The organism is Pseudomonas sp. URIL14HWK12:I5 (assembly GCF_900176445.1).
GTDB lineage: Bacteria > Pseudomonadota > Gammaproteobacteria > Pseudomonadales > Pseudomonadaceae > Aquipseudomonas > Aquipseudomonas monteilii.
Genome location: NZ_FWXQ01000001.1, coordinates 336,709 through 360,866 on the forward strand (window position 1 = coordinate 336,709; position 24,158 = coordinate 360,866).

Genomic DNA, 24,158 nt, shown 5'->3' on the forward strand with positions numbered 1-24,158 from the left:
TCAACCGGGGGTAGTCTGCCCATGAGCCACATTCCCAAGGCCGAGTATGCCCGTCGGCGCAAGGCGCTGATGGCGCAGATGGTCCCCAACAGCATCGCCATCCTGCCCGCCGCCGCAGTTGCCATCCGCAACCGCGACGTCGAGCACGTGTACCGCCAGGACAGCGATTTCCAGTACCTCAGCGGCTTCCCGGAGCCTGAGGCAGTGATTGCGTTGATCCCCGGGCGTGAGCACGGCGAGTACGTGCTGTTTTGCCGTGAACGCAACCCCGAGCGCGAGCTGTGGGACGGCCTGCGGGCCGGCCAGGAAGGCGCCGTGCGCGATTTTGGCGCCGACGATGCCTTCCCCATTACCGACATCGACGAGATTCTGCCGGGCCTGATCGAAGGCCGCGAGCGGGTGTACAGCGCCATGGGCAGCAATGCCGAGTTCGACCGCCGGCTGATGGACTGGATCAACGTGATCCGCTCCAAGGCCCGCCTGGGCGCGCAGCCGCCGAACGAGTTCGTTGCGCTGGATCATCTGCTGCACGACATGCGTCTGTATAAATCGGCGGCGGAAGTAAAAGTGATGCGCGCGGCGGCAGACATTTCTGCACGGGCCCATGTGCGGGCCATGCAGGCCTGCCGGGCCGGGCTGCACGAATACAGCCTGGAAGCCGAGCTGGATTACGAATTCCGCAAGGGCGGGGCGAAGATGCCGGCCTATGGCTCGATCGTCGCAGCCGGGCGCAATGGCTGCATCCTGCACTATCAGCAGAACGACGCCCTGCTCAAGGATGGCGACCTGGTGCTGATCGATGCCGGCTGCGAAATCGACTGCTACGCCAGCGACATCACCCGCACCTTCCCGGTTAGCGGGCGTTTTTCGCCCGAGCAGAAGGCCATCTACGAGCTGGTGCTCAAGGCCCAGGCGGCGGCCTTTGCCGAAATTGCCCCCGGCAAGCACTGGAACCACGCGCATGAGGCGACCGTGCGGGTGATTACCGAAGGCCTGGTGGAATTGGGCCTGCTTACCGGTGAGGTACAGGCGCTGATCGACAGTGAGGCCTACCGCGCCTTCTACATGCACCGTGCCGGGCACTGGCTGGGCATGGATGTGCACGATGTGGGCGAGTACAAGGTGGGGGGCGAGTGGCGAGTGCTTGAGCCCGGCATGGCGCTGACCGTCGAGCCGGGCATCTACATTGGCGCCGACAATCAGGCCGTGGCCAGGAAGTGGCGCGGCATTGGTGTAAGGATCGAGGACGACGTGGTGGTGACCAGGCAAGGTTGTGAAATCCTGACTTCGGGCGTGCCGCGCACGGTTGCCGAGATCGAGGCGCTGATGCAGGCCGCCCGCAAGGACGCGGCATGAACCGGGTGAACCTGGCGATCATCGGCGGTGGTCTGGTTGGTGCAAGCCTGGCTCTGGCCCTGCAAGCCGGGGCCAAGGCGCGTGGCTGGAAGATCCTGCTGATCGAACCGTTCGCCCCCGGCGACAGCTTCCAGCCCAGCTACGATGCGCGTTCTTCGGCGTTGTCGTTCGGCACCCGGCAGATCTACCAGCAGCTGGGCCTGTGGCAGGCCATTGGTCACCGTGCAGAGCCGATCCGTCAGATTCACGTGTCCGACCGTGGCCGCTTTGGCGCCACTCGCCTGGATGCCCTGGAAGAGGGCGTTCCAGCGTTGGGCTACGTGGTGGAAAACGCCTGGCTGGGCCAATGCCTGTGGCAGGGGTTGGACAGTGAGGTGGTGAGCTGGCGCTGCCCGGCGGAAGTCACCTCCATGCAGGCGATCGAAGGTGGTTACCGCCTGCGCTTGAATGACGATACCCAGCTTGAATGCGACCTGGCGGTACTGGCCGACGGCGGCCGTTCGGGTCTGCGCGAGCAGCTGGGTATTCACGTACGCCACACGCCTTACCAACAGAGCGCCTTGATCGCCAACATCACCCCGGGTGAAGCCCACGGCGGCCAGGCGTTCGAGCGTTTCACAGAAGAAGGCCCCATGGCCCTGCTGCCGCTGCCGGAAAACCGCTGCGCGCTGGTTTGGACACGCCAAGGCATGGATGCACGGCGTCTGGCCGACATCGACGAGCGCAGCTTCCTGCGTGAACTGCAGGGCGTGTTTGGCTATCGCCTGGGCGCGTTGCGCCAGGTTGGCGCGCGTCACCTGTACCCGCTGTCGCTGATCGAGGCCCAGGAGCAGGTGCGGCCGCACCTGGTGGTACTGGGCAATGCCGCGCACAGCCTGCACCCCATTGCCGGCCAGGGTTTCAACCTGTCGCTGCGCGATGTGCAATCGCTTGCCGACGCGCTGCTGGCCGGACCGCAGCAGCCTGGCGACCTGACCACGCTGCAGGCCTATCACCAGCGCCAGCGTCTGGACCAAGCCATGACCATCGGCTTTTCCGACCAGGTCACGCGCCTGTTCGGCAGCAACCAGCCGTTGCTGGCCGCCGGGCGTAACCTCGGCCTGCTCGGGCTAGACCTGCTGCCGCCGGCCAAAAGCTGGTTTGCCCGCCAGGCCATGGGCCTGGGTACCCGACCCGATCCGCGGGGCCAGGCATGAGCAACCCGCGTAAACTGGCGCGCCGGGCGCGCATGCTGCGCTGGCTGCTGAACCTCTACCCACCTTACCTGGGCGCCGGGATCCGTGTGCAGCACATCAGCCCGGACATGCGCAGCGTCAAGGTGGCGATGAAGCTGACCCGCTGGAACCGCAATTATGTCGGTACGCAGTTCGGCGGCAGCCTGTATTCGATGGTCGACCCGTTCTACATGTTGCTGCTGATCGAGCAGCTGGGCCGCGACTACATCGTCTGGGACAAAGCCGCCAGCATCGATTTCATCTCGCCGGGCAAAGGGCCGGTGTATGCCGAATTCCACGTCGATGACGCGCTGCTGGCCGACATTCGCCAGCAGACCGCCACTGGCAAGAAGTGCCTGCCGCGTTTGCAGGTCGATATCCGCGATGGTGCCGGGGAACTGGTGGCGCGGGTCGATAAAACCCTATACGTGCGGCTCAAGCCGCAAGCGAGGCTGGCGTAAGGCATGGAAATGCGTGCAGATCTGTTGATTGTCGGTGCCGGTATGGTCGGCAGCGCCCTGGCCCTGGCATTGCGCCACAGTGGCCTGCAAATCCTCTTGCTCGATGGCGGGCCGCTCACGGTCAAGCCATTCGATGCGCAAGCCCCGTTCGAGCCGCGTGTCAGTGCGCTTTCGGCGGCCAGCCAGCGTATTCTCGAACGCCTTGGCGCCTGGGACGGCATTGCCCAACGGCGTGCCACACCGTATTCCGACATGCATGTGTGGGACGGCAGTGGCACTGGGCAGATCCACTTCTCGGCCGCCAGTGTGCATGCACAGGTGCTCGGCCATATCGTCGAGAACCGGGTGGTGCAGGACGGCCTGCTGGAGCGCCTGCACGACAGTGACATAGGCCTGTTGCCCAACGCGCGTCTGGAGCAACTTCGACGCTCGGGTGACGAATGGCTGCTGACCCTGGCTGATGGCCGTCAGCTGCGTGCGCCGCTGGTGATCGCGGCCGACGGCGCCAATTCGGCCGTGCGGCGCCTGGCCGGCTGCGAAACCCGCGAGTGGGATTACCTGCACCATGCCATCGTGACAAGCGTGCGTTGCAGCGCCGGGCACCAGGGCACGGCCTGGCAGCGCTTCACCGATGAAGGGCCATTGGCGTTCCTGCCGTTGACCCGCAACGGCCAGCACGACTGGTGCTCGATTGTGTGGTCGACCACGCCAGAGCATGCCGAGCAGTTGATGGCGCTGGATGAAGCGGCCTTCTTGCAGGCCCTTGAGCGCGCCTTCGAGGGGCGCCTGGGTGATGTACTGCAGGGCGACCCTCGGGTGTGCGTGCCGCTGCGCCAGCGCCACGCCAAGCGCTATGTGGATGAAGGCCTGGCATTGATCGGCGATGCCGCGCACACCATTCACCCGCTGGCCGGGCAGGGTGTGAACCTGGGCTTCCTGGATGCTGCGGTGCTGGCCGAGGTGCTGGTCAATGCCTGCGAGCGTGGTGAACGGCTGGCAGATGTGAAGGTGTTGAGCCGCTACGAGCGGCGGCGCATGCCGCACAACCTGGCGTTGATGGCGGCCATGGAAGGTTTCGAGCGGTTGTTCCAGGCTGATCCGCTGCCGTTGCGTTGGTTGCGAAATAGCGGGTTGAAGCTGGTGGAGAAGATGCCAGAGGCCAAAGCGGTGTTTGTGCGGCAAGCGTTGGGGCTTTCCGGGGACCTGCCGGAACTGGCCAAGGCTTGAGATTGTTGGGGCCGCAAAGCGGCCCCTCTGCAACATCCGGTAACGGCTAGGTAGATGAGCCAGAAAATGGGATTCACTACCATTTGCACCTCTCAAACGATCCGAGGAGTGCTTCACATGTTGCCACGCAAGCCCCTACTGGCCGCCCTGGCCCTGACCCTGTTCGGCGGCGCCGCCCAGGCGGCGGACGAAGTGGTGGTGTACTCCTCGCGCATCGACGAGCTGATCAAGCCGGTGTTCGATGCCTACACCGCCAAGACCGGGGTCAAGATCAAGTTCATCACCGACAAGGAAGCCCCGCTGATGCAGCGCATCAAGGCCGAGGGCGAAAACGGCGTGGCCGACCTGCTGCTGACCGTCGACGCCGGCAACCTGTGGCAGGCTGAGCAGATGGGCATCCTGCAGCCGATCAAGTCCGACATCATCGACCAGAACATCCCGTCGCAGTACCGCGCCTCGTCCCATGACTGGACTGGCCTGAGCCTGCGCGCGCGCACCATCATCTACTCCACCGAGCGGGTCAAACCCGAAGAGCTGAGCACCTACGAAGCCCTGGCCGACAAACAGTGGGAAGGCCGCCTGTGCCTGCGCACGGCGAAGAAGGTGTACAACCAGTCGCTCACCGCCACCCTGATCGAAACCCATGGCGAGCCCAAGACCGAGCAAATCGTCAAAGGCTGGGTCAACAACCTGTCTACCGACGTGTTCTCCGACGACAACGCGGTGATCCAGGCCATCGAGGCCGGCCAGTGCGACGTGGGGGTGGTCAACACCTACTACTACGGCCGCCTGCACAAGCAGAACCCGAAGTTGCCGGTGAAGATCTTCTGGCCCAACCAGGGAGACCGTGGTGTGCATGTGAACCTGTCGGGTATCGGCCTGACCAAGCACGCGCCGCACCCGGAGGCCGCGAAAAAGCTGGTGGAATGGATGACCGGCGAAGAGGCGCAGAAACTGTTCGCCGACATCAACCAGGAATTCCCGGCCAACCCGAAGGTGAAGCCATCGGAGGAAGTGGCCGCTTGGGGCAGCTTCAAGGCCGATACCATTCCTGTGGAAATCGCCGGCAAGCGCCAGGCTGAAGCCATTCGTTTGATGGATCGCGCTGGCTACAACTAAGCGCCAGGCCTTATCCTTCCGGGGCCTGCGAGGGCCCTTTCGCGGGCAAGCCCGCTCCCACAGGAACTGCACAGAGTCCAGACCTTGTGCGGTCCGTGTGGGAGCGGGCTTGCCCGCGAACGACCGCAAAGCGGTCGCAAATCAGCCACAGAGACAGTCAACTTGCCCCACACCCTCCAACGCCGCTGGTACCTCCCGGTCTCCCTGATCGCCGCCCTGGTGCTGTTGCCCTTGAGCGTGCTGCTGCTGTCCTGGCAGTCGATCGATACGCAAATCTGGTCGCACCTGCTCGACACCCAGATGGCCCGTCTGCTCAGCAACACGCTGACGCTGGTGGTGGGCGTCGGCATCGGCGTCACCGTGCTGGGCGTCAGCCTCGCCTGGCTCACCAGCCTCTGCGAGTTCCCCGGCCGGCGCTGGCTGGACTGGGCGCTGATGTTGCCATTCGCCATCCCGGCCTACGTGCTGGCGTTCGTCTTCGTCGGCCTGCTGGATTTCGCCGGCCCGGTGCAAAGCGCCCTGCGCGAGGTATTCGGGCCCATGCGCCTGCCACGGGTGCGCTCCACTGGCGGGGTGATCATCGTCCTGGTGCTGGTGTTCTACCCCTACGTCTACCTGCTGGCGCGCACGGCCTTCCTGGCCCAAGGCAAGGGCCTGATGGAAGCGGCACGGGTATTGGGGCTGTCACCGGTGCAAGCGTTCTGGCGCGTGGCCCTGCCCATGGCGCGGCCAGCCATCGGTGCCGGCGTCGCCCTGGCCCTGATGGAAACGTTGGCCGACTTCGGCGCGGTGGCGGTGTTCAACTTCGACACCTTCACCACCGCGATCTACAAGACCTGGTACGGCTTCTTCAGCCTTTCCAGTGCCGCCCAACTGGCCAGCCTGCTGTTGCTCGCGGTCATGCTGGTGCTGTACGGCGAGCGCCGTGCCCGCGGTGCCAGCCGCAGCGGCAACGAACGTCCGCGCGCGCAGGCGCTGTATCACCTACGTGGGTTCAAGGCACTGCTGGCCAGCGGCTGGTGTCTGCTGGTGTTCGCTTGCGCCTTCGTCATCCCGCTGCTGCAGCTGCTGGCGTGGTTCTGGCTGCGTGGCCGACACGACCTGGACGAGCGTTATGTCGGCTTGGTGCTGCACACCCTGTACCTGGGTGGCATGGCAGCGCTGGTGACGGTGTGCGTGGCGCTGCTGCTGGCCTTTGCCCGCCGCCAGGCACCGACCGGTGGCATTCGCGCCGGGGTCGGCCTGGCCAACCTGGGCTATGCCTTGCCAGGCTCGGTGCTGGCCGTGTCGATCATGCTGGCCTTCAGTTACCTCGATAACCACCTGGTGATCCCGCTGTCCAGTTGGTTGGGCGGGGCCGGTAAGCCGCTGTTGCTGGGCAGCCTCTCGGCGCTGCTGCTGGCCTACCTGGTGCGTTTCATCGCAGTGGCCTACGGGCCGCTTGAGAGCAGCCTGGAACGTATTCGCCCGTCACTGCCCGAGGCCTCCCGCAGCCTGGGCGTCGGTGGCGCGAGATTGTTTTTCAGGGTGTATCTACCGTTGCTGGTCCCGGGCGCGCTCAGTGCCGCGCTGCTGGTGTTCGTCGATGTGCTCAAGGAAATGCCGGCCACCTTGCTGATGCGACCGTTCGGCTGGGACACCCTTGCCGTTCGGGTATTCGAGATGACCAGCGAGGGCGAGTGGGCGCGCGCCTCGCTGCCAGCATTGACGCTGGTGCTGGTGGGCCTGCTGCCGGTCATCGGCCTGATCCGCCGTTCGGCGCGTCGACCCGGTCACAGTCACTGAGGGTGCCAGCTTGCGACCTTGCGGCTACAATGCGCGGCATTCGCGCGGCGGGTCCTTACAACAAGAGCTGACGACCAACGTCATCGACCGCCGCCGCTTCGCCACGCCCGGAAGGAGAAACCCATGGGACAGCGCACGCTTTTGTATGACCTGCACCTGGCGCTAGGCGCCAAAACGGTCGATTTCGGTGGCTGGGACATGCCCCTGCACTATGGCTCGCAGGTCGAGGAGCACCACCAGGTGCGCAGTGACTGCGGCGTTTTCGATGTTTCCCACATGACCGTGATCGATGTCGACGGCAGCGACGCCACCGCTTGGCTGCAGCGCTTGCTGGCCAACGACGTGGCCCGCCTCGACGACACCGGCAAGGCGTTGTACAGCCCGTTGCTGCACGAGCAGGGCGGGGTTATTGACGACCTGATCGTCTACCGCACAGAAAGCGGCTACCGTCTGGTCACCAATGCCGCCACCCGTGCCAAGGTGCTTGACTGGTTGCAGCAGCAGCGAGCCGGTTTTGCCGTGGACTTCCAGGTCCGGCCCGACTTGGCCATCCTCGCCATTCAGGGGCCACATGCCCGCGAAAAAGTCGCAGCGCTGCTCAGCCCTGCGCGCGCTGCACTCATCCGCGAGTTGCGTCCGTTCGAGGGCGTCAGCGAAGGCGACTGGTTCATTGCCCGCACCGGCTATACCGGTGAGGACGGCCTGGAGATCATCTTCCCGGGTGAGCAGGCCGTAGCCTTCTTCAACGACCTGGTCGGCGCTGGCATCGCGCCCAGTGGCCTTGGCGCCCGCGACACCCTGCGCCTGGAGGCCGGCATGAACCTGTACGGCCAGGATATCGATGAAACCCACACACCGCTGACGTCCAACCTGGGTTGGAGCATCGCCTGGGAGCCGGCCGAGCGCGACTTCATCGGCCGCAGCGGCCTGCTGGCGGAAATCGAGCACGGCGTGCAGGAAAAACTGGTCGGCCTGGTGCTGGAAGAGCGCGGCGTGCTGCGTGCCCACCAGGTGGTGCGCGTAGCCGGGATTGGCGAAGGGGAGATCACCAGTGGTAGTTTCTCGCCTACGCTGAGCAAGTCCATTGCCTTGGCGCGCGTGCCCATGGCCACCGGCGACCGGGCCGAGGTGGAAATTCGCGGCAAGTGGTACCCGGTGCGGGTCGTCAAACCGACCTTCGTGCGCCACGGCAAGATCCTGATCTGAACCATTTTTAACCGGCGGGCGTACCGCTGAGCCAATCGAGGAATTCAACACATGAGCAATATCCCCGCTGACCTGCGTTTTGCCGAAAGCCACGAGTGGGCTCGCCTGGAAGCCGACGGCACTGTGACCGTGGGCATCAGCGACCACGCCCAGCAAGCCCTGGGTGACGTGGTGTTCGTCGAGCTTGCCGAAGTTGGCAAGGTGTTCGCTGCAGGCGACGCTGCTGGTGTGGTCGAGTCGGTAAAAGCCGCTTCGGACATCTACGCCCCGATCGGTGGCGAAGTGATTGCGGTCAACGAAGAGCTGGCCGACAGCCCGGAGCAGCTCAACGAAGGGCCTTACGGTGCATGGATCTTCAAACTGAAGCCAAGCAACCCGGCCGAGCTGGAGAAGCTGCTGGATGCTGCCGGTTACGCCGCTGCTATCGGCGAGTAAGACCACGTCGCCTGCTTCGCGGCTAAAGCCGCTCCCAGGAACTGCGCCGCAGCCAAAGCCGGTGCGATCCCTGTAGGAGCGGCTTTAGCCGCGAAGAGGCCGGGCCTGCAAACAAGTTTTCCCGCAGCATCCCCGATCCCTTCCTAGACTTATAAGTCTCCATGAGACCCGGTCTAGGAAGAGAGCGTCGTCATGTCACAGTCGCCATCCCTGCATCAACTGCAAGAGCTCAACCCTTTCCTGCGTCGCCACCTGGGCCCCGATGCCGCAGAGCAGCAGGCCATGCTCAACGCCCTGGGTATTGCCACCCGCAGTGAGCTGATCGAGCAGACCGTCCCCCCCGACATCCGCCTCAACCGCCCCCTCGACCTGCCGCCAGCGTTGGACGAACAGGCCGCTTTGGCCAAGCTCGCCGCCTACGCCGAACAGAACCAGGTGTGGACCAGCCTGATCGGCATGGGCTACCACGGCACCATCACCCCTACGGTCATCCTGCGCAACGTGCTGGAAAACCCCGGCTGGTACACCGCCTACACGCCGTACCAACCCGAAATCGCCCAAGGCCGCCTGGAGGCGCTGCTGAACTTCCAGCAAATGGTCATCGACCTCACCGGGTTGGCGTTGGCCAATGCCTCGCTGCTTGACGAAGCGACCGCTGCCGCCGAAGCCATGGCCCTGGCCAAGCGGGTGGCGCGCAACAAGAGCAACGCCTTCTTTGCCGACGAGCACTGCCACCCGCAAACCTTGTCAGTGTTGAAGACCCGCGCCGAAGGCTTTGGCTTCGAGCTGATCGTCGACGCTGTGGATAACCTTGGCAAACACGCGGTGTTCGGTGCTTTGTTGCAGTACCCCGACACCCACGGCGAAGTGCGCGACCTGCGCCCGCTGATCGACCAGTTGCACAGCCAGCAGGCCTTGGCCTGCGTGGCCGCCGACCTGCTCAGCCTGGTAGTGCTGGCACCGCCCGGCGAGCTGGGTGCCGATGTGGTGTTGGGCTCGACCCAGCGCTTTGGCGTGCCGATGGGCTACGGCGGCCCCCACGCGGCCTACTTCGCCTGCCGGGACGACTACAAGCGGGCCATGCCGGGGCGTATCATTGGCGTGTCGCGCGATGCCCGTGGCAACACCGCGCTACGCATGGCCCTGCAAACCCGCGAGCAACATATCCGCCGCGAGAAGGCCAATTCCAACATTTGCACTGCCCAGGTGCTGCTGGCCAACATTGCCAGCTTCTATGCGGTGTACCACGGCCCGGAAGGTCTTCAACGCATCGCCCAGCGTGTGCATCGGCTGACCTTTATCCTGGCGGCAGGGCTTGAGGCCAAAGGCATCAAGCGCCTCAACCAGCACTTTTTCGATACCCTTACCCTGGATGTTGGCGGGGCCCAGGCGGCCATCATCGAAAGCGCCGAAGCTGCGCAGATCAACCTGCGGATCCTCGGCCGTGGGCACTTGGGCGTGAGCCTGGACGAAACCTGCAACGAACAGACGGTGCTGCGCTTGCTCGACATTTTCGCGGGGGTGGATCACGGCCTGGAAATTGTCGCCCTCGACCAGTTGGCCCTGCCTGAAGGCATCCCTGCCAACCTGGTGCGGCGTACACCTTTCCTCGCGCACCCGGTGTTCAATCAGCACCACAGCGAAACCGAAATGCTGCGCTACCTCAAACAGCTGGAGAACAAGGACCTGGCGCTGAACCAGTCGATGATCCCTCTGGGTTCCTGCACCATGAAGCTCAATGCCACCAGCGAGATGATCCCTATCACCTGGCCCGGTTTTGCGCAGCTGCACCCGTTTGCCCCGGCAGGGCAGGCCACGGGCTACAAGGCGATGATCGACGAGCTGGAAAGCTGGTTGTGCGCGATTACCGGTTTCGATGCCATCTGCATGCAGCCCAACTCCGGTGCCCAGGGTGAATACGCCGGGCTGATGGCCATTACCCGCTATCATCGCAGCCGCCATCAGCCACAGCGCACACTGTGCCTGATTCCCTCGTCAGCCCACGGCACCAACCCGGCTTCGGCACAGATGGCCGGCATGGAGGTGGTGATCGTTGATTGCGACGATCATGGCAACGTTGACCTGGCCGACCTCAAGGGCAAGGCCCACGCAGCTGGCGAGCGCTTGTCGTGCCTGATGATCACTTACCCATCGACTCATGGTGTGTACGAAGAAGGCATTCGGGAAATCTGCGAGGTGGTGCATCAGCACGGCGGCCAGGTGTACATGGACGGCGCCAACCTAAATGCCCAGGTAGGCCTGGCGCGCCCGGCGGACATTGGGGCCGATGTTTCGCACATGAACCTGCACAAAACCTTCTGCATCCCCCACGGCGGTGGTGGCCCGGGCATGGGGCCGATCGGCATTCGCGCGCACCTCAAGCCGTTTGTCGCCAGCCACCCGGTGGTGCCGGTGCCTGGCCTGGACCCGAACAACAGCGCGGTCAGCGCCGCCCCTTGGGGCAGCGCGAGCATCCTGCCGATCAGCTGGATGTACATCGCCATGATGGGGCCGCAGTTGGCTGATGCCAGCGAGGTGGCCATTCTCTCGGCCAATTACCTGGCCAGCCAGCTGGGCGGTGCCTTCCCGGTGCTCTATCGCGGGCGCAACCAGCGCGTGGCGCACGAGTGCATCCTCGACCTGCGGCCGCTGAAAGCGCAGACCGGCATCAGTGAAGAGGATGTGGCCAAACGCCTGATGGACTATGGCTTCCATGCCCCGACCATGTCATTCCCGGTGCCGGGCACGCTGATGGTGGAGCCGACCGAGAGTGAGTCGAAGGCCGAGCTGGACCGGTTTGTCGAGGCGATGCTGGCGATTCGTGCAGAGATTGCCGAGGTGCAGGAGGGCAACTGGCCGGCGGAAAACAACCCGCTCAAGCATGCGCCGCATACATTGGAAGATGTGTTGGGGGTGTGGGATCGGCCCTATACCCTGGCGCAGGCGGTGGCGCCCAGTGCGCATGTGCGCCAGCACAAGTACTGGCCGGCAGTGAACCGGGTCGACAACGTGTATGGGGACAGGAACCTGTTCTGTTCGTGTGTGCCGGTGGAGGCGTATCGCTAAAATCGGTGTTGGATTCTTCGCGGGCATGCCCGCTCCCACAGGAATTGCACAGGGCTCAAACCTCGCGCGATCCCTGTGGGAGCGGGCGACGCGGTTATTCGGCTACCGCATTCTTGGCCAGGATGGCATTCGCCAGCTCCATGTCAGAAGCCTGCATCCCCGGGTTCTCCGCCCGCACCTGCTTCAACGCCGCCTCCAGAAACGGCCCGCGAATGGCGCCTTCGCTGGCCACGAAGCTGCCGGCATCATCCTGTGCCGCTACTACCAGCTTGTGATCGTGCGAGGTCAGGTAGCTCGATGCCGTGGTAGCACCGGAAGTCATCACGTTACGCCAAAAGGTATCGGCCATGGCCGAGCCAATAGGCAGAGAAAGCAAGGCAGCGGCGGCGATGGCGGTTTTGAGACGCATGTTGAAACACCTCGAAGGGTGAGGGTTGAAGATGCGCCGTTGGATCTTTTCCGGTGAGGCAAGTTCCTTGAATACAAAGGACTTTTCGTCAGGTGCAGACGCGCAGCACTTCCTCTGGGCGGGTTTGCCCGCTAGCCACTTTGGCCTCCCCGCAACGGCGCAGGTCAATCAGTCCATCGGCCAGCGCCTGGCGCCGTAGATCGGTCAGATCGGCGTTCGGGCCAATCAAGGCGCGCAGGTTTTCGCTGGGTTGCAGCAGTTCGAACAACCCAGTGCGCCCGTGAAAGCCAGTGCCACGGCAGGTTCGGCAGGTTGCTGATGCATGGGCCTGGCAGTCGGTGCACACAGTACGCACCAAGCGCTGAGCCATGACCCCGACCAGGGTCGCCTTGATCAGGTAATCGGCCACACCCAGCTCTTGCAGGCGGGTGATGGCCGAACAGGCATCGTTGGTATGCAGGGTCGACAATACCAGGTGCCCGGTCAGGGCTGCCTGCACTGCCACCAGCGCGGTTTCGCGATCGCGGATTTCACCGATCATGATGATGTCCGGGTCCTGGCGCAGCATGGCGCGCACCCCGTTGGCAAAACCCAGGTCCAGCGCGGGCTGCACCTGCAACTGGTTGAAGGCGGGTTCCAGGCGTTCGATCGGGTCTTCGATGGTGCACAGGTTGACCTGTGGCGTGGCCAGCAGCTTGAGGCTGGCGTACAGCGTGCTGGTCTTGCCGGAACCCGTGGGGCCGGTGACCAGAATGATGCCCTGGCGCTGGCGCAGCAGGCTTTGCCAGCGGGCCAGTTGCGGCCCTTCCAGGCCGAGGCGGTCGAAGCCCTCGTGCACCTGGTGCGGGTCGAACAGGCGCAGTACCAGTTTTTCGCCGAACGGGGTCGGCAGGGTAGACAGCCGCAGCTCCACCTCGCCGCCGCCCGGCTGCCGGCTTTGCAGGCGACCGTCCTGTGGTCGGCGCTTTTCTGCGACATCCATGCGGCTCAGGTGTTTCAGGCGGCTCACCAGCGCCAGGGTGACATTGGCGGGAAAGGTGTAAACGGTATGCAGCAGGCCATCGATGCGGTAGCGCAGTTGGCCCTGTTCGCGGCGTGGCTCCAGGTGGATATCGCTGGCGCGTTGCTCGATGGCGTACTGCAGCAGCCAGTCGACGATATGCACGATGTGCGCGTCGTCCGCGCTGGCCTCGGATTGACGCTTGCCCAGCTCCAATAGCTGTTCGAGCTCGCCCAGACTGGCCGACTGCTGGTGTTGCGCGCCTTTCACTGACTGCGCCAAGCGCTGGAACGATTGCCCTGACTGGCGGATCTGCGCCGGGCTGGCCAGCACGCGGCGGATTGGCCGGCCCAGGCTGCGGGCCAGGTCTGCCTGCCAGTCATCCTGGTAGGGCTGGGCGCTGGCGACGGTGATGCTGGACGCGTCGGCGGCGACAATGAGGATGCCGTGGCGCTGGGCGAAGGCCGGGGAGATCAGGCCGGCTACCTGGGGCAGGTCGAGCTGCATGGGGTCAATGCGCAGGTAGGGCTGGCCGACCTTGCCGGCCAGCCATTGGCAGAGGCGGTCCAGGTCCAGAACCTGGCCGGGGTGTTGGCGGTCTTGCAGTCCGCAGGCGGCGATCAGCTCCAGCGGGTGGCTTGCCGGGTGGGCGGTTGCGTGTTCGAGGACTTGCAGGGTGTCGTTGGCGTGCAGGTGCTGGTCGGCGAGCAGGGCTTCGAGCACGCGCTTGAGGTCGAGTGCTGGATTTTCGGGAGAGTGCATGTTGGCGTCCGTGCCTGATGAGGGAGTCCTGACCAAGGCTAGACGGATGGGGGAGGTGCACCGAAGCTGAAGGGTTTCGGGATTTTGCTGTGGCTGTCAGACCACCGCCAGTTCCACCCGTTGCTGGTTGGTCAGGCTCACTTCGCCCACACACACCAGGTTACGCAGTTTCTGCGCAATCACCTCGGCCCGGTGCCAGCTCAGCCCGCCAATGCCGACTTCGATATTCAGCCAGTCGTCCTGCTGGCTGACCTGCACGCTGTGCGGCGTCAGGAACTGCAGGGCAAACAGGTTGAGCACCCGGCACAGGCTGTCGGGCTCGGCTTCCGCTTGCAGGCGGTAGTGCACGGTGCTGTGGGCGTTGCTGGCGGCCCAGGTGTCGGTACGAGGTTGTGCGTTCATGCTGGTCTCCGCGAATGTGGGAGAAATTCTTGCACGTTGAGGGCGGTATTTTTTCGCTATGATTTGGTGGTTTTTTGGATTTGTCGAATAAATCTATTCGAAAATTACCCATTTGGAGAATCATCAATGCAAAGCGAGCTGGATGCCTACGACCGTCGCATTCTTGAGTTGCTACAGGAAGACGCTTCGCTGTCCAGCGCCCAGATCGCCGAGCGTGTGGGGCTGTCGCAATCGCCGTGCTGGCGGCGCATTCAGCGGTTGAAGGAGGAGGGGGTGATTCGTGGGCAGGTGACCTTGCTTGACCGCAAGAAGGTCGGCCTGAACACGCAGATTTTCGCCGAGGTGAAGCTCAATGCGCACGGGCGCTCCAACTTCACCGAGTTCACCGAGGCGATTCGCGGGTTCTCGGAGGTGCTGGAGTGTTATGTGCTGATGGGCTCGGTGGACTTTCTGCTGCGGATCGTCACATCGGACATCGAGGCCTATGAGCGCTTCTTCTTCGAAAAGCTGTCGAACGTGCCGGGTATTCAGGAAGTGAATTCGATTGTGGCACTATCGGAGATCAAATCCACCACCAGCCTGCCACTGTCGCGTTGAAGCATTCGCGGGCATGCCCGCTCCCACAGGTATTGCGCCAAGCCTGAGGCCTGCGCTGTACCTGTGGGAGCGGGCGAGCCCGCGAAGAAGGCGACGCGCTATCACGCCTTGAGCAGATGCTTCCAGCCGCGGCTCTGGTCTACCGCCCGAGCCTGCTCGATACGCGCCTCCAGCACTTCATCGCTGATCGGCAGCTCAGCCAGCTCATGCAGCTTCTTCAGGTCGCCATACAGGCGGTCCATCTGCGGCGCTTCGAGCGCCTGGCGGGCATGGTGCAGCCAGGCCAGCAGCTGTTCGATACGTGGTAATTGCTCGGCCAGGTCTTCCGGGCGCTGGGTGTACAGCGGCAGCTTCAACGCACGGCCTTCCTCGCCCAGCAGGTGTCCCAGCCAGCTGGCCAGCTGCGCCTTGCCCTGACGCTCGCCACGGCCCTTGCGCTCGGCAGTCCAGGCGCGGGCCAGCAGCCAGCGCGAAGTTTCCAGCGAGAACTGGCCCCAGCGCACGTCTTCCAGCTCTTCGGCGAACTGCTCGGGCGCGGCGCGGCGGATGTCTTCGTCATCGTTGCCCGCCTGTACCAGCGGGCGCCAGTCTTCCAGCAGGGCGTCCAGGCTGCTGCGCAGGTCGCGGGTAGTGGCGCGTGGCGCGGCCTGGCCCAGGCTGGCGGTGATGGCGCGCAGCTCGCTCAGGCACTCGACCCAGTCCTGCAGCAGGCGCCAGTGGCCGTTGTGGCGGTATTGCTCGGCCAGACGCTGGCTGCTGCCCAGCAGTTGCCAGGCCAAGGCGGCGTAGGCATCGTCCACGGCCATTTCGGCGTCCAGCTCGGTGTGCGGCAGGCCCAGCTCGTAGCTGTCCGGCTCCAGCAGCCGGTAGCCACGCTCGGCCTTGCTGATGTCGCAGGGCATCAGGGGCAGGCTGGCGGCCAGCTCGGCGGCCAGCTCCAGCAGGGCTTGCGGTTCACCTTCGCGCAGTTCCAGCTCCAGCTCGCAGATTTCTTCCTTGCGCTTGCCTGCGATCACGAAGCCCTGGTCCAACGCAGCCTCGATCACGACTTTGCTCTTGCCACGGCCCCAGGCGATTTCGGCGTATTCACGGCTGAAGTCGGTGGTGAACAGCGGCTTGATGGTTTTCTTGTCCAGGTTGGCCAGTTGCTCGGGCCAGCAGGTGGCGTCCAGCTTCTTCAGGTCGAGCTTGACCTTGTCCAGGTTCCACTCGTACTCGTTGCGCTCGGACAGGCCAGCCACGCTGGTGCCGCGGCACTTGAGGGTCTGGATGACGGCGTCGCCGTCGCGGCGCAGGCGCAGGGCAACACGGGCGGCGGACAGCTCACGCTCGGGGGTGTCGAAGTACTGGTTGAGCAGTTCGCGGGTCTGCCAGCCGGACTTGTTGCGCTTTTTCAGCAGAGGGTGCTCGCGCAGGGCGGCAAGGGTCTCGCGGCTGGCGCGGAGCTTCAGTTCGGTTTCTTTGTGCATCACAGACTCGAAGGGGGGCGTGGTTGACGCAGAGTCTACAGCAGTCCGCCGCCAACGGTTTATTCCAGACAGCGGATAGTCCTATGATGGGCAACGCTTCCGAGGAGTATGCGCATGCCGTTGCCGACGCTGAAAGACCAGTTTGCCGCCTTGATCGCCGCGCCTTCGGTCAGTTGCACCCAGCCCGCGCTGGACCAGTCCAACCGCCAGGTCATCGACCTGTTGGCCGGCTGGCTGGGCGACCTGGGTTTCACGTGCGACATCCAGCAGGTCAGCCCCGGCAAGTTCAACCTGCTGGCCAGCCGTGGCACAGGCCCGGGCGGCCTGGTGCTGGCGGGGCACAGCGACACCGTGCCCTATGACGAACAGCTGTGGGCCAGCGACCCACTGAAGCTGACCGAGGTCGATGGCCGCTGGGTCGGCCTGGGCAGCTGCGACATGAAGGGCTTCTTCGCCCTGGTCATCGAAGCCGTCATCCCGCTGCTGGAGCACGACTTCAAGCAACCGCTGCTGATCCTCGCCACTTGCGACGAAGAAAGCTCCATGTCCGGCGCCCGCGCCCTGGCCGAAACCGGCCAGCCGCTGGGCCGCGCGGCGGTAATCGGCGAGCCGACCGGGCTACGACCGATCCGCATGCACAAGGGCATCCTCATGGACCGCATCGACATCCTCGGACGCAGCGGCCATTCGTCGGACCCAAACCTGGGCCGCAGCGCCATGGAGGCCATGCACGCGGTAATGGGCGAACTGATGGGCCTGCGCCAGCAATGGCAGCAAACCTACCGCAACCCGCAGTTCACCGTGCCGACGCCGACCCTGAACTTCGGCTGTATCCACGGGGGTGACAACCCCAACCGCATCTGTGGCCAGTGCGCCCTGGAGTTCGACCTGCGGCCGTTGCCGGGCATGGACGTGGAGCAGTTGCGCGCCGCCATCCGCGAGAAGCTGGTGCCGGTGGCCGAGCGCCATGATGTGCGCATCGACTATGCGCCGCTGTTCCCGGAGGTGCCGCCGTTCGAGCAGGCCGCCGATGCCGAGCTGGTGAAAGTGGCGGAGCGCCTGACCGGCCACCGCGCCGAAGCGGTGGCGTTCGGCACCGAAGCGCCTTATCTTCAGCAGCTGGGCTGCCAGACCATCGTGCTGGGCCCTGGCGACATCGCCTGTGCCCACCAGCCCGGCGAATACCTTGAAATGTCACGAATCGAGCCTACCGTGCGTCTATTGCGTGACCTGATCCGGCACTATTGCCTGAACTAAACGTCCATTGAGCTGATTCGTTCCTGCCTAGAGGAGACCGCGCGTGACCGCAAGCCTGTTCCGACGATGATCCTGAACGCCCCTGTACCGCCGTTCTCCGTCCACTTATCCACAGGCCCTGTCATGCCCGACTACGTCAACTGGCTGCGTCATGCCTCCCCGTATATCAATGCTCATCGCGACTGCACCTTCGTGGTCATGCTCCCTGGCGATGGGGTGGAACACCCTAATTTCGGCAACATCGTCCACGACCTGGTGCTGCTGCACAGCCTGGGCGTGCGCCTGGTGCTGGTGCATGGCTCGCGCCCGCAGATCGAAAGCCGCCTGGCTGATCGCGGCCTGACCCCGCACTACCACCGTGGCCTGCGCATCACCGATGCCGCCACCCTGGATTGCGTGATCGATGCCGTCGGCGCTCTGCGCCTGGCCATCGAGGCACGCCTGTCGATGGACATCGCCGCTTCGCCCATGCAGGGCTCGCGCTTGCGCGTGGCGTCCGGCAACCTGGTCACGGCGCGGCCGATCGGCGTGCTCGAAGGCGTGGACTACCACCACACCGGCGAAGTGCGCCGGGTCGACCGCAAGGGCATCAGCCGCCTGCTCGACGAGCGCTCCATCGTGCTGTTGTCGCCGCTGGGCTACTCGCCCACCGGTGAAATCTTCAACCTGGCCTGCGAAGACGTGGCCACCCGCGCTGCCATCGAGCTGGGCGCCGACAAGCTGCTGCTGTTCGGCGCAGAGCCGGGGCTGCTGGATGCAGATGGCAAGCTGGTGCGCGAGCTGCGCCCACAGCAGGTTGCCCCACATCTTCAGCGTTTGGGCAGTGATTACCAGGGCGAATTGCTGGATGCCGCGGCCGAAGCCTGCAAAGGCGGCGTGGCGCGCAGCCATATCGTCAGCTATGCCGAGGACGGCGCCTTGCTGACCGAGCTGTTCACCCGTGGCGGTGGCGGCACGCTGGTGTCGCAGGAGCAGTTCGAAGTGGTGCGCGAGGCGACCATCGAGGACGTGGGCGGTTTGCTGGAATTGATCAGCCCGCTGGAAGAGCAGGGCATTCTGGTGCGCCGTTCGCGTGAGGTGCTGGAGCGGGAGATCGAGCAGTTCAGCGTGGTCGAGCGCGAAGGCATGATCATCGCCTGTGCGGCGTTGTACCCGATTGCCGACTCCGACGCCGGTGAACTGGCGTGCCTGGCGGTGAACCCGGAGTACCGACATGGCGGGCGTGGCGACGAGCTGCTGGAGCGCATCGAAAGCCGGGCGCGGCAGTTGGGGTTGAACACCCTGTTCGTGCTGACGACGCGTACCGCGCACTGGTTCCGCGAACGCGGGTTTGCGCCGAGCGGGGTCGAGCGGCTGCCAGCGGCGCGGGCTTCGCTGTACAACTACCAGCGCAATTCGAAAATCTTCGAGAAGCCTCTGTAAGCCTGTACCGGCCTCCTCGCGGGCTCGCCCGCGAAGCAGGCGACACCGATCTTGAACGAAAACGCCGCCCTTGGGGGCGGCGTTTTTGTTTACACGGTATGCAGGTACCAGTTGTACTCGAGGTCGGAGATCGAGTGTTCGAACTCCTCCAGCTCGCTCTCCTTGCACGCGACGAAGATGTCGATGTACTTCGGATCGATGTACTTGTTCAGGATCTCGCTGTCGTCCAGCTCGCGCAGGGCATCGCGCAGGTTGTTCGGCAGGCTCTGCTCCAGCTGCTCGTACGAGTTGCCTTCAATCGGCTCACCCGGCTCGATCTTGTTGGTCAGGCCATGGTGCACGCCCGCCAGCACGGCAGCCATCATCAGGTACGGGTTGGCGTCGGCACCGGCCACGCGGTGCTCGATGCGCACGGCGTCCGGCGAGCCGGTCGGCACGCGCAAGGCCACGGTGCGGTTGTCCAGGCCCCAGCTCGGCGCGTTCGGTACGTAGAACTGCGCGCCAAAGCGGCGGTACGAGTTCACGTTCGGGCAGAGGAACGCCATGGACGCTGGCAGGGTCTCGAGCACACCGCCGACAGCGTGACGTAGCGCGGCGTTCTGCTCGGGATCCTCGCTGGTGAAGATGTTGTTGCCATCTTTGTCCAGCACGGAAATGTGTACATGCAGGCCGTTGCCTGCCTGGCCCGGGTAGGGCTTGGCCATGAAGGTGGTGTCCATTTCATGGTCGTAGGCGATGTTCTTGATCAACCGCTTGAGCAGTACCGCATAGTCGCAGGCCTTGAGCGGGTCGGCCACGTGGTGCAGGTTGACTTCGAACTGCGCCGGGGCGCTTTCCTTGACGATGGCGTCGGCCGGGATGCCTTGCTCTTTCGCGCCTTCGAGGATGTCCTGCAGGCAGTCGGCATATTCGTCGAGGTCGTCAATCAGGTACACCTGGGTCGACTGTGGGCGTTTGCCCGAAATCGGCGAGCGCGGCGGCTGCGGGCGGCCGTTCACGTTCTCCTGGTCGATCAGGTAGAACTCCAGCTCGAACGCGGCACAGATGGTCAGGCCCATTTCGGTGAACTTGCTCACCACCTGGCGCAGCACTTCACGCGGGTCGGCGAAGAACGGCTCGCCTTCCAGCTCGTGCATGGTCATCAGCAGCTGGGCAGTCGGGCGTTTTTGCCAGGGTTCGTTGGAGAGGGTGCCAGGGATCGGGTAGCAGATGCGGTCAGCATCGCCGATGTCCAGGCCCAGCCCGGTGCTTTCGACGGTGGAACCGTTGATGTCCAGGGCGAAGAGGGAGGCAGGCAGGTTGATGCCTTTCTCGTAAACCTTGTGGAGGCTGGTGCGCTCTATGCGCTTGCCACGCACCACACCATTCATATCTGCAATCAGAAGGTCAACGTAGAGAACCTCAGGATGTTCCTTAAGGAACGCGTTCGCTTCGTTAAGCTGAACGGCACGCGGGGGTACCGACATGATGCAACACCTTTGTTGTTAAAAATATCAATCAAGGGGGGCTTGCAGGACCAGTCAATCGAAAAGCCATACTGATGTCAAGCCAACCCCATGATGCCCTGAAATGGCACATCTACGGCAGATTTGCTGCATATCGGGGCAAGCCATTATCCGCTATTTCCCGCGTAAAGGGCTATCTCCGAGGCGCCGTGTTTTATTTTTTACGGAGGTGTTGTGTAAAAAAATGAACAAGGCTAAGCTCGGCCTCAACCCAAAACACAATAATACGAGGGTCATATGGTCCGCTTGCCGCGACCTGAAAGCACTGCCTGGGCAGTGCCATCGGGTACCTCCGCCGTTTTTGCAAGCTTCGTCAATGGCATGGCCGCCCTGGCCGCAATAATTGACGTTTGGCGCTCCCGGGCCCGCCCTCGTAGCGGCTTGCCGCTCTTCGCTTCGTCTTCCTGCCTTTCGAACTCATTACGGACACAGCTGTTTTCAGTGTATCCACTGTGGCTCTGCGCGGGGGTTTTTGCTTTAGCAATGTACTCCATCCAGAATCAGAGCGTGGACCACCTTACCTCCTGAGGTATTTATGAGTAACAACCTCGACCAGCTCACCGATTGGTTGAAAGAGCACAAGATTACCGAAGTCGAATGCATGATCAGTGACCTGACCGGCATCACGCGCGGCAAGATTTCGCCTACCAACAAATTCATCGCCGAAAAAGGCATGCGCCTGCCTGAGAGCGTGCTGCTGCAGACCGTGACCGGCGACTACGTCGACGACGACATCTATTACGAACTGCTCGATCCGGCAGACATCGACATGATCTGCCGCCCTGACGAGAAGGCCGTGTTTCTGGTGCCGTGGGCCATCGAGCCGACCGCGCAGGTGATCCACGACACCTACGACAAGAAGGGCAACCCGGTCGAACTGTCGCCACGCAACGTGCTGAAAAAAGTGCTCAAGCTCTACGCCGACAAGGGCTGGCAGCCGATCGTCGCGCCCGAGATGGAGTTCTACCTGACCAAGCGCAGCGAAGACCCGGACTTCCCGCTGCAGCCACCGGTTGGCCGTTCGGGCCGCCCGGAAACCGGACGTCAGTCGTTCTCGATCGAAGCCGCCAACGAATTCGACCCGCTGTTCGAAGACGTCTACGACTGGTGCGAACTGCAACAGCTGGACCTGGACACGCTGATTCACGAAGACGGCACGGCGCAGATGGAAATCAACTTCCGTCACGGCGACGCGCTGCATCTGGCCGACCAGATTCTGGTGTTCAAGCGCACCATGCGCGAAGCGGCGCTCAAGCACAACGTGGCCGCCACCTTCATGGCCAAGCCGATGACCGGCGAGCCGGGCAGTGCCATGCACCTGCACCAGAGCGTGGTCGACGTGGCCACCGGCAAGAACATCTTCAGCAACGAAGACGGCAGCATGAGCGCGCTGTTCCTCAACCACATCGGTGGCCTGCAGAAGTTCATCCCCGAGGCGCTGCCGCTGTTCGCCCCCAACGTCAACTCCTTCCGCCGCTTCCTGCCCGATACCTCGGCGCCGGTGAACGTGGAATGGGGCGAGGAAAACCGTACCGTCGGCCTGCGAGTGCCGGACGCCGGCCCGCAAAGCCGCCGGGTCGAGAACCGCCTGCCAGGTGCCGACGCCAACCCTTACCTGGCCATCGCCGCCAGCCTGCTGTGTGGCTACATCGGCATGGTCGAAGGCATCGATGCCAGCGCGCCGGTGCAGGGCCGTGGCTACGAACGCCGCAACCTACGCCTGCCACTGACCATCGAAGATGCCCTGGAACGCATGGAAAACAGCCGTGCACTGGTGCAGTACCTGGGCAAGAAGTTCATCACCGGCTACGTCGCCACCAAGCGCGCCGAGCACGAGAACTTCAAGCGAGTCATCAGTTCCTGGGAGCGTGAGTTCCTGCTGTTTGCTGTCTGATCAACTTGGTGCCGCAGGACGCGGCTGTCGAACAACGGAGAAGCACATGAGCGTCAACAACCCGCAAACCCGTGAATGGCAAACCCTGAGCGGGGAGCATCATCTCGCACCTTTCAGTGACTACAAGCAGCTGAAAGCCAAGGGGCCGCGCATCATCACCAAGGCCCAGGGTGTGCATTTGTGGGACAGCGAGGGGCACAAGATTCTCGACGGTATGGCCGGCCTGTGGTGCGTGGCGGTCGGTTACGGCCGCGAAGAACTGGTGCAGGCGGCAGAAAAGCAGATGCGCGAACTGCCGTACTACAACCTGTTCTTTCAGACCGCTCACCCGCCTGCGCTGGAACTGGCCAAGGCGATCACCGACGTGGCGCCCGAAGGCATGACCCATGTGTTCTTCACCGGCTCCGGCTCTGAAGGCAACGACACCGTGCTGCGTATGGTGCGCCACTACTGGGCGCTGAAGGGCAAGCCGGACAAGCAGACCATCATCGGCCGCATCAATGGCTACCACGGCTCCACCGTGGCCGGTGCCAGCCTGGGCGGCATGAGCGGCATGCACGAACAGGGCGGCCTGCCGATCCCGGGCATCGTGCACATCCCGCAGCCTTATTGGTTCGGTGAAGGTGGCGACATGACCCCGGACCAGTTCGGTGTGTGGGCAGCCGAGCAGTTGGAAAAGAAAATCCTCGAAGTCGGCGAAGACAACGTCGCCGCCTTCATCGCCGAGCCGATCCAGGGCGCCGGCGGCGTGATCATCCCACCGGAAACCTACTGGCCGAAGGTGAAGGAGATCCTCGCCAAGTACGACATCCTGTTCGTCGCCGACGAAGTGATCTGCGGTTTCGGCCGTACCGGCGAGTGGTTCGGCTCCGACTACTACGGCCTCAAGCCCGACCTGATGACCATCGCCAAGGGCCTGACCTCCGGTTACATCCCCATGGGCGGTGTGATCGTGCGTGACAAGGTTGCCCAGGTACTCAGCGAAGGGGGTGACTTCAACCACGGCTTCACCTACTCGGGTCACCCGGTAGCGGCTGCAGTGGGCCTGGAAAACCTGCGCATCCTGCGCGACGAGCACATTATCGAGAAGGCGCGCACCGAAGCGGCACCGTATTTGCAAAAGCGTTTGCGTGAGCTGCAGGACCACCCGCTGGTGGGCGAAGTACGCGGCCTGGGCCTGCTTGGCGCGATCGAGCTGGTCAAGGACAAGGCCACGCGCAGCCGTTACGAAGGCAAGGGCGTGGGCATGATCTGCCGTAACTTCTGCTTCGAGAATGGCCTGATCATGCGCGCAGTGGGCGACACCATGATCATCGCCCCGCCGCTGGTGATCAGCCACGCGCAGATCGATGAACTGGTGGAAAAGGCCCGCAAGTGCCTCGACTTGACGCTCGAAGCGATCCGTTGACAGTTTGCTAGGCTAGCGATGTGACATTAAGTCGTTACAAGGCCCTGCTTTCCTTGAAACAGAGCCTTGTAACTTGCCAGACTAGCGACTGCTTCAGTCGCCCAAACGCGTGTACTGCGGGACCTGGCTGCTGAACGGATGGCTAATCAAAAAAATCTGGAGCA

General features: G+C 63.7%; 19 protein-coding genes. 14 read left to right on the forward strand and 5 right to left on the reverse strand.

Going from position 1 to position 24,158, the window contains the following annotated elements; genetic code table 11:
• The first annotated feature begins 21 nt into the window (after positions 1 to 21).
• The 9 genes from pepP (at position 22) to gcvP (ending at position 11,869) form a co-directional block, all read left to right on the forward strand.
• A complete protein-coding gene (pepP, locus tag B9A31_RS01620) occupies positions 22 to 1,356 on the forward strand; it encodes a Xaa-Pro aminopeptidase (protein ID WP_019098104.1) in 1,335 nt (444 codons plus the stop codon).
• Positions 1,353 to 2,552 carry a 2-octaprenyl-6-methoxyphenyl hydroxylase gene (gene ubiH / locus B9A31_RS01625; protein ID WP_019098103.1) on the forward strand — a complete coding sequence of 400 codons (1,200 nt, stop codon included), beginning with the start codon at positions 1,353 to 1,355 and terminating at the stop codon, positions 2,550 to 2,552. Before pepP ends, ubiH begins: the two co-directional genes overlap by 4 nt.
• The gene (locus tag B9A31_RS01630; protein ID WP_019098102.1) at positions 2,549 to 3,031 is read left to right on the forward strand and encodes a DUF4442 domain-containing protein; all 483 of its coding nucleotides are present in this window, start codon (positions 2,549 to 2,551) and stop codon (positions 3,029 to 3,031) included. Before ubiH ends, B9A31_RS01630 begins: the two co-directional genes overlap by 4 nt.
• A 9-nt stretch (positions 3,032 to 3,040) precedes the next feature.
• Entirely contained in the window at positions 3,041 to 4,258 is a 1,218-nt protein-coding gene (locus B9A31_RS01635; protein ID WP_174244656.1) for a 2-octaprenyl-3-methyl-6-methoxy-1,4-benzoquinol hydroxylase, read from the forward strand.
• Between the two features lie 117 nt (positions 4,259 to 4,375).
• Positions 4,376 to 5,377 carry an extracellular solute-binding protein gene (locus B9A31_RS01640; RefSeq protein WP_025752158.1) on the forward strand — a complete coding sequence of 334 codons (1,002 nt, stop codon included), beginning with the start codon at positions 4,376 to 4,378 and terminating at the stop codon, positions 5,375 to 5,377.
• Positions 5,378 to 5,539: 162 nt separating this feature from the next.
• Positions 5,540 to 7,162: an ABC transporter permease gene (locus B9A31_RS01645; RefSeq protein ID WP_025752160.1), complete on the forward strand. Its 1,623-nt coding sequence runs from the start codon at positions 5,540 to 5,542 to the stop codon at positions 7,160 to 7,162.
• Positions 7,163 to 7,285: 123 nt separating this feature from the next.
• A complete protein-coding gene (gcvT, locus tag B9A31_RS01650; protein WP_025752162.1) occupies positions 7,286 to 8,368 on the forward strand; it encodes a glycine cleavage system aminomethyltransferase GcvT in 1,083 nt (360 codons plus the stop codon).
• Positions 8,369 to 8,419: 51 nt separating this feature from the next.
• Positions 8,420 to 8,803, forward strand: a complete 384-nt coding sequence (gene gcvH / locus B9A31_RS01655) for a glycine cleavage system protein GcvH (RefSeq protein ID WP_084296612.1) — start codon at positions 8,420 to 8,422, stop codon at positions 8,801 to 8,803.
• Positions 8,804 to 8,995: 192 nt separating this feature from the next.
• Positions 8,996 to 11,869: an aminomethyl-transferring glycine dehydrogenase gene (gene gcvP / locus B9A31_RS01660; protein WP_027609988.1), complete on the forward strand. Its 2,874-nt coding sequence runs from the start codon at positions 8,996 to 8,998 to the stop codon at positions 11,867 to 11,869.
• A gap of 94 nt (positions 11,870 to 11,963) precedes the next feature.
• On the opposite strand, the gene B9A31_RS01665 is transcribed toward gcvP, so the two are convergent.
• The 3 genes from B9A31_RS01665 to B9A31_RS01675 form a co-directional block, all read right to left on the reverse strand.
• Positions 11,964 to 12,278: a DUF2388 domain-containing protein gene (locus B9A31_RS01665; RefSeq protein ID WP_019098663.1), complete on the reverse strand. Its 315-nt coding sequence runs from the start codon at positions 12,276 to 12,278 to the stop codon at positions 11,964 to 11,966.
• 88 nt (positions 12,279 to 12,366) lie between these two features.
• Entirely contained in the window at positions 12,367 to 14,040 is a 1,674-nt protein-coding gene (locus B9A31_RS01670; protein ID WP_084296613.1) for a GspE/PulE family protein, read from the reverse strand.
• A 96-nt stretch (positions 14,041 to 14,136) separates the two neighbouring features.
• On the reverse strand, positions 14,137 to 14,442 hold the full coding sequence (locus tag B9A31_RS01675; RefSeq protein ID WP_016712599.1) for a hypothetical protein: 306 nt from the start codon (positions 14,440 to 14,442) through the stop codon (positions 14,137 to 14,139).
• Between the two features lie 126 nt (positions 14,443 to 14,568).
• On the opposite strand from B9A31_RS01675, the gene B9A31_RS01680 reads away from it, so the two are divergent.
• Entirely contained in the window at positions 14,569 to 15,039 is a 471-nt protein-coding gene (locus B9A31_RS01680) for an Lrp/AsnC family transcriptional regulator (protein WP_019098661.1), read from the forward strand.
• Between the two features lie 101 nt (positions 15,040 to 15,140).
• On the opposite strand, the gene B9A31_RS01685 is transcribed toward B9A31_RS01680, so the two are convergent.
• A complete protein-coding gene (locus B9A31_RS01685) occupies positions 15,141 to 16,508 on the reverse strand; it encodes a CYTH domain-containing protein (RefSeq protein WP_019098660.1) in 1,368 nt (455 codons plus the stop codon).
• 114 nt (positions 16,509 to 16,622) lie between these two features.
• On the opposite strand from B9A31_RS01685, the gene argE reads away from it, so the two are divergent.
• Both argE and argA read left to right on the forward strand, forming a co-directional pair.
• Positions 16,623 to 17,765 (forward strand): acetylornithine deacetylase, encoded by a 1,143-nt coding sequence (gene argE / locus B9A31_RS01690; RefSeq protein ID WP_084296614.1) that lies wholly within the window; start codon positions 16,623 to 16,625, stop codon positions 17,763 to 17,765.
• A gap of 123 nt (positions 17,766 to 17,888) precedes the next feature.
• Positions 17,889 to 19,187 carry an amino-acid N-acetyltransferase gene (argA, locus tag B9A31_RS01695; RefSeq protein ID WP_013974710.1) on the forward strand — a complete coding sequence of 433 codons (1,299 nt, stop codon included), beginning with the start codon at positions 17,889 to 17,891 and terminating at the stop codon, positions 19,185 to 19,187.
• A gap of 89 nt (positions 19,188 to 19,276) precedes the next feature.
• On the opposite strand, the gene B9A31_RS01700 is transcribed toward argA, so the two are convergent.
• Positions 19,277 to 20,653 (reverse strand): glutamine synthetase family protein, encoded by a 1,377-nt coding sequence (locus B9A31_RS01700; RefSeq protein WP_016712594.1) that lies wholly within the window; start codon positions 20,651 to 20,653, stop codon positions 19,277 to 19,279.
• A 574-nt stretch (positions 20,654 to 21,227) separates the two neighbouring features.
• On the opposite strand from B9A31_RS01700, the gene B9A31_RS01710 reads away from it, so the two are divergent.
• Both B9A31_RS01710 and B9A31_RS01715 read left to right on the forward strand, forming a co-directional pair.
• Positions 21,228 to 22,586, forward strand: a complete 1,359-nt coding sequence (locus tag B9A31_RS01710) for a glutamine synthetase family protein (RefSeq protein WP_019098657.1) — start codon at positions 21,228 to 21,230, stop codon at positions 22,584 to 22,586.
• A gap of 46 nt (positions 22,587 to 22,632) precedes the next feature.
• On the forward strand, positions 22,633 to 23,994 hold the full coding sequence (locus B9A31_RS01715; RefSeq protein WP_019098656.1) for an aspartate aminotransferase family protein: 1,362 nt from the start codon (positions 22,633 to 22,635) through the stop codon (positions 23,992 to 23,994).
• The last annotated feature ends 164 nt before the right edge of the window (positions 23,995 to 24,158 follow it).